Genomic DNA, 12,092 nt, shown 5'->3' with positions numbered 1-12,092 from the left:
GCCCACGTGCCATCAGGCCCGCGCGCCGTCAAGCCCACGCGGGGTCCGGTCCCTCGGTGGGGCGAGGGGATCGAGGACCGTTCGGGGGCCGCTGGAGAAAACGGACGACGGGGACGCGGCGGGGCTAGCGTGGGGAGGCCGGGCTCCGGCTTCGCTACGCGCCCGCCCGCATGCCCGTCGAAGGCCGCACGCCGACTCTCCGGGCCGCACGGGGCAGTTGCTCGATCTGGCCGGGGGTGTCCGGAAAGGGGGAGCCGATGAACGGTGAGGGGCCCGGTGTGTGCGCGGTGATCGACCCCGAACAGGGGGATCACGGCACGATGGAACTGCACGGGATCTGGGACACCGCCTCCTTCCACCGTGCCCTGCACCGCGTCGCGGAGAGCGTCCCCGATGCCCGGCACCCGGGATGCCGGCTGGTCGCGCACGGGCAGGACCTGCACATCGTCGAACTGTCCGGCGGTCAGGCGCCACCCGCGCCCGCGGCCCTCGGACGGCTCGCCGACCTGCTGACCGCCGCCCCCGAGCCCCGTCCCGGCACCGGGCCCGCCGCCGCGGCGGCCGGACAGCCCTGCCGGACCCTGCCGCGCACCGAGCCGGTCACCCCGCTGCAGCAGCAGCGGCTCGCCGACGCCCTGGCCTGGCCCGGCCACCAGGTCGAGCAGATCCTCTGGCGCTGGCACGGCCCGCTGGACCCGGCACGCTTCGAGGCGGCCTGGCACGCCGTCGGCGAGCGCGAGAGCGTGCTGCGCACCGCCTTCGTATGGGACCCGCGCCCGCGTGCCGTGGTCTTCGACCGCCCCCTGGGCGACGTCGTGCGCCACCCGCACCGCACCGTGATCCGGCGCGCCGCGCTGCCGGCCCGCGAACGGGCCCGCGCCTTCGACCTGCGCCGCCCCGCTCCGGTGCGCCTGGCCCTGCTGGACAGCGGCCCCCGGGACGCCGCGGCACCCTTCACCGACATCCTTCTCACCTATCACCGTGCCCTGCTGGACAGTTGGAGCGTGCGGCTGCTGATGCGCGAGTGCTGCCGCGCCTACCTCGCCGGCGGGGCACTGCCCGGCGGCGAGCGCCGCCCCGACCTCGGCGACTGCGCCCGCCGGATCGCCGCCCAGGCCCCCCGCCCGGCCCCCGACCCCCGCCAGGAGCCGGCCCACCTGCCCGCCGTGCCCCCGCCCGGCCCGGCCCCCGACCCCCGCCAGGAACCCGACCCCCGTCAGGAACCCGCCCACCTGCCCGCCCCCGACGTCCGGCAGGGGCCCGCCCACCGGCCCGCCGCGCAGCCCTTGTTGCGGCCCGCGGACCGCACCGGCACCGGCAAGGGCCCCCGTACCGGCAAGGGCCCCGGCACCGGCACCCGTACGGGCGCCGGCGCCCGTACCGGCCCCGGTACTGCCGCGCACACCGGTACCGGTACCGGTGTGCTGCGTGCCGTTCTGCCCCCGGCCCGCAGCAACCGGCTGACCCACTGGGCGGCCCGCTGGGGCGTCGCGGAGAGCAGCGTCCTCCAGGCGGTGTGGGCCCTGCTCCTCTACCGCGCCCGCGACACCGCCCCCGCGCCCGCGACCGTGGGCTTCGGCCTGGACTTCCCCGGCCGCGGCCTGCTCCTGGACGGCATCGAGGGCATCCCCGGCCCCTTCGAGAACACCCTGCCGCTCACCCTCACCGTCGACCCGGCGCTCACCCTGCCCCGCCTGCTGCGCACCCTGCGCGACGCGGTGATGGACCTGTCCGCCTACGAATGGGCCACCCCCGCCTCACCCGCCACCGCCCGCGTCCTGGGACCGCGGGCCGGCGGCCTGCTCGCCTTCGACTGCGGCCCCGGCCCCGAAACCGCCTACCGCGACGAACTCGCCGCACACGGCGTACGCCTGGAGGAACAGGAAGCCGCCGGAGCACCCGCCGGATACGCCCTGCGCCTGCGCGCCGGCCACGACACCCGCCGCGCTCTCGTTCTGACCTGCGCCTACGACCGCGACCTCATCGACGCCACCGCCACCGCCACCCTGCTGGCCCACACCGTACGGCTGCTGCGCCTGCTGCCCGTGACGGCGACCGCGGCCACCACCGTCGCGGACGTACTGGCCTGGATGCCCGGGACCCCCACACCCCCGGTCCCCGACGGCCCCGCCGCCCGGGACACGGCCCCCCTCGTCCTGCTGCGCGGCACACCCGCACCCGCCACGGCCACCGTGTGCCTGCTCGACACCCCCGGCGCGCCGTACACCGGGCACCGCGAACTGCTGCGCCACTACCGGGGACCGGAGGCCCTGACCGCGCTGCGCCCGGCCTGTGGCCCGCCGCCCGCCCAGGCCGACGCGCTGGTCCGCCTCGCCCGCGCCGGCGGCCGGCTGGTCCTGGGCGGCTACTGCGGCACCGGCGCGCTGGCCTGCGAACTGGCCCACCACATCACCCGGGCCGGGGTGCGCCCGCCGCTGGTCGTGGTCGGCGGCCCCGACGGCGATCCGCACGCGCCCCGCAGCCTGGCGGCCGCCCTGCAGCGTGCGTGCGCCTCGGCCGCCCGCCCCTGACCCGGACCGGCCCGGCTTCGCCCTCCGGCTCCGGCTTTGCGGACGGCACCCGGCACACCTGCCCCCGCACTCTGCCAACCCGGCACGCCTGTATGCCTGTACGTCTGCACGTGGCGGGGCAGGGGAGGGGTGCTGTCAAGGCCAGTTGATGTCGTCGTCCGACGCGGTGCCCGGCACCGGCACCGGCACCGGCACCGGTCGGCCGGGCGGGCCCTTGCGGGCGACGCGGCGGGCAGGAACCGCGTGTTTCATGAAAGGACTCCCGTGGACGCGGACGAGGACAGCTCCCGTGAGCGAGGACGGGCCGGTGCGCAGGTACCGGACCCGGGCGCTTGAGACTTTCCCCGCAACCGCTCAAGAACCGCTCGAGGAACGCCAGAGGAATCCGTGAGGTTCGCACGAACTCCGAGGCACGGCACCTGGCAAAACATTGCCCACCCCTTGCCCGGCCCCCTACGCTCGGTTGCGCACCCGGGCGGTGGCACGCCCCCTCGGCCCCACGGGGCCACCCCCCGCCCGTCCGTCCCAGGGAATGGTCACATGCTGCGTCAGCCCGCGTTCGGCCGTCGTCTCCGCAAACTGCGACAGGCCCGCGACCTGTCCCAGACCGCCCTGGCCGGGGACGGCATGTCCACCGGATACCTCTCCCGGCTGGAGTCCGGCGCCCGCCAGCCCACCGAACGGGCCGTCGCCTACCTCGCCGAACGCCTGGGCCTGGAGCCGGCCGACTTCGAGGAACCCGCCGGCGGCTCCCTGGCCCACGCCCTGTCGCTGGTCTCCTCCACCGGCTCCGAGACGGCGCTGGAGACCCTGCGCGAGGCACTGGCCGCCGAGGGACACGAGGCACCGGTGCTGCGCTGGCAGGCCCTGTGGCAACTCGCCGGACAGCGGCGCCTGCAGGGCGACCACGACGGCGAACGGGAGTACCTGCAAGAACTGGTCCAGCTCGGCGAATCGGTCGGACTGGTCGCCCTGCGGGTCCGCGGCCTGACCCGCCTGGCCCGCTGCCTGCGCACCCAGGGCGAGATCAGCGCCGCCCTCGACGCCGCGATGGCGGCCCACCACCTCGCCCGCGAGGACGGCCTCGACGCGGAGGACCGCGCCACCGTGCTGCTGGCCCTGGTCTCGGTCGAGGCCGAGGCCGGCCGGATGCCCGACGCCCGGGCCCACGCCGACGAACTGGCCGAACTCGTCGCGGGCCGCAGCGACACCCTGTGGGCCGAGGCCATGTGGACCTGCGCGGCGGTGCGCCTGCGCCAGGGCGACCACACCGCCGCCCAGGGCTACCTGGAAGAGGCCCTGGAGAAGTTCAGCAGCCGCGAGGACCTCGTGCTGTGGCTGCGCCTGCGGTTCACCGCCAGCCGCCTGTACCTGCAAAAGCAGCCCCCGGACCCCCAGGCCGCCGAGCGGTGCCTGACCGCCGCCGAACCCGCGCTCGCCTTCGTCGGCACCCCCGGCCTGCGCCAGGACCTGCTCGCGCTCAAGGCGGACGTCGCCTTCTTCCTGGCCCGCTACGACGAGGCCCACGCCCTGCTCGGCGAACTCGCCGAGATGGAGCTGAGGATGAGCTACCGCGACCGGGTCCGCCTGGACATCCTGCGCAACCAGCTCCGTATCCGCTCCGGCGATTCGAGCGGCATCCAGGGACTGCGGGACCTGGCCGAACAGGCCCAGGCCGGCGCCAACATCGACCTGGCCGCCGACATCTGGCGCATCCTCGCCGAATCCCTGGCCGCCCCCACCACCCCCCTCGCCCCCACCACCCCCACCGCCCCGCCCAGCGCCTGACCCCGCCCGCCCCGGCGGCGCCCCGGCCCCCCGTTTCCGCCCCGGCCCCGCCCCCCGCCCGGACAAAGGGCGGGGGAGGGCAGGGTCGGGGCCTGGCTGTTCTCAGCGGTGCTCGGGTGTCCTGGACCAGCCGGGCGGCACGCCGGCCCCGGCCGGCCACAGTGCCCGGTGGCCGGCCGCGTCCGCCAGCACCACGAACGCGGCGGACGCGTCGTCGTACGGGTCGTCGTGCGCCGGAGCGTCCAGCACCCGCAGATTGCCGTACTCGTCGAGGCGGGCGGCCCGCCCGGTGCGCCACATCCGGGCCGTGCCGCCGGCCGGACCGCCGCCGAAGGGATCGGGCAGGAACCGCTCGCAGCCCGCCGCCCCGCGGGCACCGGTGTACCCGCAGGCCACCCCGACGCCCGCGATGTACAGGGAACCGGTGCCACCCGGGCCCACCGGCCGCAGCCGCGCGTCGAGGAGATAGGCGCGGTGACCGGGGGCGGGACGGGCCGCACCACCGGGCGTGTGCTCCACGACGAGCCGGGCCTCCGCCCAGCCGCCGCTCACGGTCAGCTCGACCCCCTCGCCGCGGGCCAGCGCGACCAGCGCGCTCAGCACGTCGTCGGCACCGCCCAGCACCACCCGCGCCCCCTGCCGGCGCAGCCACCCCAGCACCTCGTGCGGCACCTCCCGGGTCAGCGAGCGGTCCGGGACGTGCACCCGCGCCCCGCCGGCCAGAGCACCCAGCAGCCCGATCGCCGCGTCCCCGTCCGGGTAGCCGCGCACCAGCCAGGCCGCGTCGGCCGGCCGCGCCGCGGTGACCGTCGCCGCGCCCACCGCGACGGTGCCGCCCTCACCGGGCAGCAGCAGCAGCGGATCGCCCGCGCGCAGCGGACGGATCCGCTCGGCCCGCCCCACCGGACAGGACCCGGCGGGCGGCCACCGCTCGGCCCCCTCCTCACGCACCAGCCGCACCGCACCCGGCACCTCGGGCAGCAGCAGGTCCGCGGTCTCGTCCAGCAGCAGCACCGCCGGCCGCAGCGACTCGGCGACATCCAGCGAGGGGTCCACCACCGCCAGCGCGGCCCCCGTCTTGGCCACCGCCAGCGCGGCCACCGCGAACCCGGCCGGTGAGGACAGCGCGGTCAGCACACAGCTCCCCGGACCGGCCCGGTGCTCGATCAGGGCATGCGCCAGCAGCTCCGAGCGGGCGTCGAGCCCGGCATAGTCCAGGCCCTCCAGCGCGAGCGCCCCCGGATCGCGCGCCACCTGCGCCGCGAACAGCGCCGCCACGTCCTGCCGGGCCGCAGTCACCTCCTCACCCGCCCACACCCCGCCCGCCGTCTCCGGTCCCGGTCCCAGCCGCAGCCGGCTCAGCGGCGTGGCGGGCGCCTCGAGAGCCGAGCGCAGTACGGCGGTGAGCTGACCGGCCAGACGGGCCGCGGCCCGCTCCCCGACCGTCTCGTGACGGAAGGTCACGCTGAGCGCGGCACCCGCCGCGCCACCCGCCGGAGTCTGCCGCTCGGTCAGCGTCAGCCCCAGGTCCGCGGCCGGCACCGCGGGCGTGCAGTGCTCCGCCCGCACCGACAGCCCGCCCGCCTCGAAGCGGCCCACACACTCCTGCACCACCGCCAGCGCCACCCCGCCGGGCAGCGCCGCCAGCGCCGCCTCACCGTCCCGGTAGGCGGCCAGGTCCCGCTCACGGACCCGGCCCAGCAGCTCGGTGAAGGACGGATCGCCCGAGGCGTCCACCGTCAGCGCCAGCACCCGCCCGTAGGGACCCACCGCCTCGCGCAGCGCGGCACTGTCCCGCGCCGGGACGGGCGCGGCCACGGTCACCGGACCGGGCACCCCCAGCCGGCCCAGCAGCGCCACGAGCGCTGCGTGCACCACCATGAACACGGTGGCGCCCCGCCCGGCCGCCCACCGCGTCAGCTCCGCGTGCAGGTCCGCCTCCAGGGCGCGCTCCAGGGTGCCCCAGGAGGCGTGGGCGGAGCGCGGCCCGCTGCCCGGCAGCGCCGCGGGCAGCCGGTCGCCGAAGACCGCGCGGGGCGCCGCGTCCAGCCCGGCCGGCGAGCGGTGCGGGGCACCCCCGCAGGCCCGCGCCCCATAGGCCCGGGCCAGGTCGGCGGCCAGCGGCACATGCGACCACAGGTCCACCGCGTCGGCCGGCAGGGCCACCTCCAGCAGATGGTCGTCCACCGCCAGCGCCCGTAGCCGCGTCCCCGCCGCCCCCAGCCGGACATTGCGCAGCGCCTCATGACGGCGTCCCAGATCCTCCAGCGCCACCTCCAGCGCCCGCCGGTCCAGCCTCCCGCGCAGCCGCAGCGAGAACGCGCGGCTGTCACCGGCCGTGTCGTCCGGCCCGATCACCGCGGCGGGCACGTCACCGACCAGCACGGCGAACGCGGCCGGAGTCGGCGCCTCGTACAGGGCCCGGCTGCCCGGATCGACCCCCAGCGTCTCGCGGACCCGGGACAGCAGCCGGGCCGCCGCCAGCGAGTGCCCGCCGATGCGGAAGAAGTCCGACTCCGCCTGCACCCGGTGCCGCGGCAGACCCACCACCTCGGCGAACAGGTCACGCACGATCTCCTGGATCGGCGTGCCGGGCTGGGTGAACGGACGGTCGGCGCCACGGGCCGGCACCGGCAGCGCCGCACGGTCCACCCCGCCGGCGCCGTCCGGCGGCAGCGCCTCCACCGTCATCAGCACCGACGGCACCATGTGCTCCGCCACACGCTCCCGCAGATGGGCACGCAGCACGACCTCCAGATCGACCCCGTGCTCGAAGGCGGCCGGAACACTGGCCCACCCCTCCAACCCCTCCACCCCGGTGCCGCTCCCGCACCCCGTCCCGCTCCCGGACCCCGGCCCGCCGACGGCGCCGCTCCCGGACACCGTCCCGGTGCCGGACCCTGTCCCGGTGGCCGCCGCGTACACGCCCGTCACCGCACCCGCGGGCACCCGCGCGGGATCGAGCAGCACGATGTCGAGGAGCTCGGGACTCTCACCCCAGGTGGGCAGCGCCCGGTAGCCCAGGTGCTCGGCCCGCTCGCACAGCGCCTCCACATCGGGCGCCACGGCGTCCTGCGGCGGCAGATCGAGGCTCTCGCGGGGATCGAAGAGGGACCGCATCGCCGCGTACTCGTCGTGCACCCGCCGGTTGGGCACCCCGGCCAGACGCACCACGGCCGGGCGCGCCGCCACCACCCGGTCCACCACCTCCAGCCCGCCCGCCACGTCCGCACCCCAGCGCACGACGGCCACACCGGCCAGGTCGGCGACCGGCTCGGCGGTGGAGAGCACCACGTCGTAGCGGTAGCGCGACAGCTCGTTGTGATGCACCCCCCGCTTGAGCCGCACATCGACCGCACGCACCCGGGGCAGCTCTCGGGCCAGCGCACCGAACAGGGCGGGGGAGAGCAGCAGTTCGGTCTCCGTGGCCACCCGGTGCCCGATACCGCGCCGCAGCGCCTCCCGGTCACCGCCCGCCCCGCCCGGCCGGGCCAGCGCGATCCCGGTCTGCAGACAGCACGCCAGATCCAGGCTGCGCACATCGCCCAGGAACAGCGAGCCGCCCGGGGCCAGCAGCCCCAGCACCCGCTCCAGGACCGTGCGCAGCCGGGCCAGGCCCGGCAGGTACTGCACGACCGAGTTGACGACGACCACGTCGAAATGACCCGCGGGCAGTCCGCCGGTGTCCTCGGCGTCACGGCAGTCCAGCCGCACCTTGTCCCTCAACACCGCATCCGCCTCCACCCGCGCGCCCAGCGCGGTCACGGCGGCGGGGGAGAAGTCGGTGGCCCAGTACTCCTGCACCTCCTCCTCCCGCGCGAGGTGGGCCAGCAGCAGCCCGCCGCCCACCCCGATCTCCAGCACCCGCCGGCGCGGCAGCTCCCTGATCCGGTCGAGGGTCGCGTACTGCCACTCCCGCAGCTCCTCCAGCGGGATCGGCAGGGCGTCGTAACTGCTGGTCCAGCCGGTGAAGTCGTCCCCCAGCACGCGAGCCGCGGCACCGGCGTGCAGCGCCTCGTGGATCTCCTTCCACTGCGCGGTCTGCGCGTCCTGGTCGGCGGCCGCCGCGGCCGGACGGGCCGGCACCACATGCGCCACCAGACGCCTGCCGCCGTCCGCGCCCTCGTGCACCGACACCGCGGCCGCCGACACCGCCGGATGCGCGCCCAGTACCGACTCGACCTCACCGAGCCGAAAGCGCCGCCCGCACAACTCGGCCCACTCCGCACCCCGTTCGGCCCACTCCTCCGCCCGTCCGGCCCGCTCCTCCGCCCGTCCGGCCCGCTCATCCGCCCCTTCGGGCTCCGTTCGTCCGCCGTCCTCGCCCGGGCCGCCGACGGGCCGGGCACCCGACGCCAGAGCACCCGACGCCAGAGCACCCCACACAGCGAAGACGGCCGCGTCGAAGGCCCGCCCGGCACCGGTCCGGCCCGCCACACCGGCGGGCTCCGGCCGCGCCGGGGCCGAGCCGCCCACCAGGCCCAGCACCGCCCGATGCGGCACGACGACACCCTCGACGCCACCAGGGGCGTACCAGACGCACAAGGCGTCGTCCGGGCCGGCCGTCTGCTCGGGCAGCGCCGCGCAGCGCCGCGCGATCTCGGGCGCCTCGGCGTCCAGCGCGAGGACCACCGTGTCCAGACCCGCGTAGTCCCCGACGCCCGCGCTGTCGCTCAGCACCGCCGCGGCCGCACTGTCCCGCACGATCAGCCGCCGCCGCTCCGCACCGTCGGCCGGGTCCAGGGGGACGTAGGCCGCCCCGGCCCGCACGATCCCCAGGAACGCCGTCACCGTCTCCGGGCCCGGCCGCAGCGAGGTCACCACCCGGTCGCCGCGGCCGATGCCGCGCGCCCGCAGATGGGCGGCGAGACGGTTGGCCGCGCGGCCCAGCTCCCGGTAGGTGAGCCGGCCGCCGGGGTCGCCGGCCTGCTCGGGATGGTGCACCGCGACCGCGTCGGGACGCTCCTGGACCTGCTGCTCGATGAGGCCGGAGATGGACATCGCCACTCGCTCCTTATGACAGCCTTCCGGCTTGGCAAAATATTGCCTGAATGGTGGCAAGGGTGGCCTGAGGTGGGGTCCTGAGGCGGTCGAGCGGCACTGGAGTCGCTGGTGGCGAGGGGGCGTTGCCGCCGGGGCGGCGGGGGCGAGGTTGCCAAGGCGCCCGGGGCGGGGGAGTGGCCGGCGATCACCGGGACGCCGTGCCGCGTGCGGATGCCGCCCCGGGAAAACACCGAAGCCCCCGCTGGGCATCGCTGCCTGCGGGGGCGTCACGGGGCGGGCGCGAAGGCCCGGGGCGCGGATCAGACGCTGGCGACGGCCGGGGCGACCGGCCAGTTGATGTCACCGGCCTGCACGGCGGTGGGGGCGACCGGCCAGTGGGTGTCGGCCTGGATCGCGGCGGGGGCCACCGGCCAGTTGATGTCGCCGACCTGGACCGCGTTCGGGGCGACCGGCCAGTGGGTGTCGGCCTGGACCGCGGTGGGGGCGACCGGCCAGTTGATGTCACCGATCTGCACCGCGGTCGGCGCGGTGGGCCAGTGGGTGTCGGCCTGGATCGCGGTGGGGGCGGTCGGCCAGTTGATGTCGCCGGCCTGGAATGTGGAGACCGTCTTCGCCGTCGTCGGCCAGTCGATCGCGTCGGCGGCGGTGGCACCCGCGGCGGAGAAGGCGGTGAGGGCGGCGGCGGCGACGGCGATGCGGGCGATGCGGTTCATGGCGGGCTCCTCGGTGTCAATTTCGTTTTCGTTGCTTGGCAACCTTCTGCCAAGAAGATTGGCAACCAAAGCTCGCAAATTGGTCGGGAATGGGTCGATTCGGACTCAAGGTGCACGCCAGGAACACCCCAGGAGGCGGCCCACCGTCGCCGAGTTGCCTAGAAAAAGCCGCCCTGAGCTGCGGAAACGAGGATTCTTGGCAGAGCCGGAAATGCTCTGGCAACGCTTGGCAATTCCTGGGGAACCGGGCCGGACGCGGTCGAGACCCCTGCCGCCGGCCCGGCAACTAGAGCCGTGCCTGAGCCGGTGCTGTCCGAGGTTGCCAAAACTCCAACACGGAAGGCAAGGTGTTGCCAAGAACTAGGCAATCATTTGCCTCACCTGTGGGGGGAGGCCCCTGAAGTGAACGAGAAATCCCACGGTGACCGCAGGATCCACCTCAACCCGGCCGGCACGGGCCGCATGCCCGCGGCCGTACGGGAGGTCCTCACCGAGTGGACGCGTTTCGAGGACCGCCACGGTCCCTACGAGCTGGACGAACGCCTCGAGGACGTCCTGCACCGGGAGATCCACGAGCGGCTGGCCGCCCTGCTGGGCATGCCGCCCGGGGACACCTTCCTGTGCACCGGCGCCGCCGACGCGTTCGCCGCCGTGCTGTCCCGGCTGCCGCTGGGCCCGCGCGACCGCGTCTGGACCACGCCCTACGAGTCGGCCGCCAACCTCAGCGCCGTCCTCGCGCTGCGCGCCCGCACCGGCTGCCGGCTGGAGGTCGTACCGCTGCGCCCCGACGGCGACCTCGACCTGGAGTGGATGGCACGGCACATCGGCGGCGACGTCGCCCTCGTCTGCGTCCCGCACGTGCCCTCCGGCTGCGGCATCGTCCATCCCGTCGAGGACATCGGGCGCCTCCTGGCCCCCCACCGCTGCCTGTACGCCGTCGACGCCTCCTACGCGGTGGGCCAACTGCCCCTGGACGCCGCCCGCATCGGCTGCCACCTCCTGACCGGGGACGGCTGGAGGTTCCTGCGAGGCCCCTACGCGACCGGATTCGCCGGCGTGGCACCACGGCTGCGCACGATGCTGGCCCCGCACGGCGGCCTGCCCCTGGCGCCTCCGCACGGCGCCGCGGCCGCCGCGCTGAACCGGGCCCTGGCCCTGCACCCGGCCTCGCCGCCCGGCAGCGACCTCGCCCCCGGCCTGCGCGCCGCCGTCGAGGACACCGCCGGCACCGAACTGATCGCCCCCGGACGCCTCCAGAGCGGCATCGTCACCTTCCGCCACCCGGACGTGCCCGCCGCACTCGTGCGCCGCCGGCTCGCCGACCGCGGCGTCGTGGTGTGGAAGACGGTCGCCGAGGAGGTCCCGCTGTACCTGCCCGAGCGCGGCGTCCTCACGGCCGTACGCGCCTCCGTCCACCACGCCAACTCGGCCGAGGACATCGAGGTGTTCGCCCACGCCCTCAAGGACGCCGTCACCCGCCCCCGCCCCCTCCCCGCCCCCGCCCCCGCCCCGCCCGTACCCGTACCCGTACCGGTGGATGTCGTGCCGTCCCGGCCGGCGGGGCCCTCCACCGCGCGCGTGCGCGCGGCCGGCCGGCGCCACCTGGCCCTGGTCCCGGACCGCACCCCGGACTCCGGCCGCCCTGGCACCTGAACCGCCCCGGCCGGCCCGCGGTACCAGGTCCGGGAGGAGAACTCCCGGGCCTCGTGCGGAGGTCGGGCGGCCGTGGCCGGTGGTTCGAGCCGGGCACGAGGGGTCTCCAGGCACATCCCGAGTCAGGTCCTGTTCCCTCCAGATGCGGTCACTGAACGGCAGTGGCCCCAAAGGAGGTTTCGCATGGCTCTGCGCGACGTTTTCCAGTCCCTGAACGAGACCGACGCCGTCGCCTCTCCGGCCGAGTCGCGTCTGGCGGGCGAGGGTGTCCTCGACCCGGAGAAGGCCGCCGTCCTCAACAACAACGAGGAGGCCGCGGACGCCCCCATGACCGTCCTCAGCCAGATCAACGAGGCCTGAGCAGCCTGACAGGCGGCCGCCTGGGAGCGACATGCTCCCAGGC

Annotated in this window: 6 protein-coding genes; 4 read left to right on the top strand and 2 right to left on the bottom strand. The window is 76.0% G+C overall.

Translation table 11 applies throughout. The annotated features are described in order from the left end of the window. The first annotated feature begins 257 nt into the window (after positions 1–257). Both ACFRIC_RS00560 and ACFRIC_RS00555 read left to right on the top strand, forming a co-directional pair. Complete coding sequence (locus ACFRIC_RS00560; protein ID WP_382778266.1) at positions 258–2,531, top strand: condensation domain-containing protein; 2,274 nt, start codon at positions 258–260, stop codon at positions 2,529–2,531. A 540-nt stretch (positions 2,532–3,071) separates the two neighbouring features. Beyond that, positions 3,072–4,319: a helix-turn-helix domain-containing protein gene (locus tag ACFRIC_RS00555; RefSeq protein WP_382778265.1), complete on the top strand. Its 1,248-nt coding sequence runs from the start codon at positions 3,072–3,074 to the stop codon at positions 4,317–4,319. A gap of 102 nt (positions 4,320–4,421) precedes the next feature. Here the strand turns inward: ACFRIC_RS00555 and ACFRIC_RS00550 are convergent, their stop codons facing one another. Continuing rightward, positions 4,422–9,320 (bottom strand): AMP-binding protein, encoded by a 4,899-nt coding sequence (locus ACFRIC_RS00550; protein ID WP_382778264.1) that lies wholly within the window; start codon positions 9,318–9,320, stop codon positions 4,422–4,424. A 302-nt stretch (positions 9,321–9,622) separates the two neighbouring features. Continuing rightward, positions 9,623–10,036 (bottom strand): hypothetical protein, encoded by a 414-nt coding sequence (locus ACFRIC_RS00545; RefSeq protein ID WP_382778263.1) that lies wholly within the window; start codon positions 10,034–10,036, stop codon positions 9,623–9,625. 402 nt (positions 10,037–10,438) lie between these two features. Between ACFRIC_RS00545 and ACFRIC_RS00540 the strand changes: the two genes are divergently transcribed. Together ACFRIC_RS00540 and ACFRIC_RS00535 are read left to right on the top strand one after the other, a co-directional pair. After that, entirely contained in the window at positions 10,439–11,689 is a 1,251-nt protein-coding gene (locus ACFRIC_RS00540) for an aminotransferase class V-fold PLP-dependent enzyme (protein ID WP_382778262.1), read from the top strand. Positions 11,690–11,872: 183 nt separating this feature from the next. Then, on the top strand, positions 11,873–12,049 hold the full coding sequence (locus ACFRIC_RS00535; RefSeq protein ID WP_351867782.1) for a hypothetical protein: 177 nt from the start codon (positions 11,873–11,875) through the stop codon (positions 12,047–12,049). The last annotated feature ends 43 nt before the right edge of the window (positions 12,050–12,092 follow it).

Origin of the sequence: Streptomyces sp. NPDC056738, from assembly GCF_042790435.1 — a bacterium.
GTDB lineage: Bacteria > Actinomycetota > Actinomycetes > Streptomycetales > Streptomycetaceae > Streptomyces.
The sequence above is the reverse complement of the archived record's forward strand: the minus strand, read 5'-3'. Positions and strand labels throughout refer to the sequence as shown.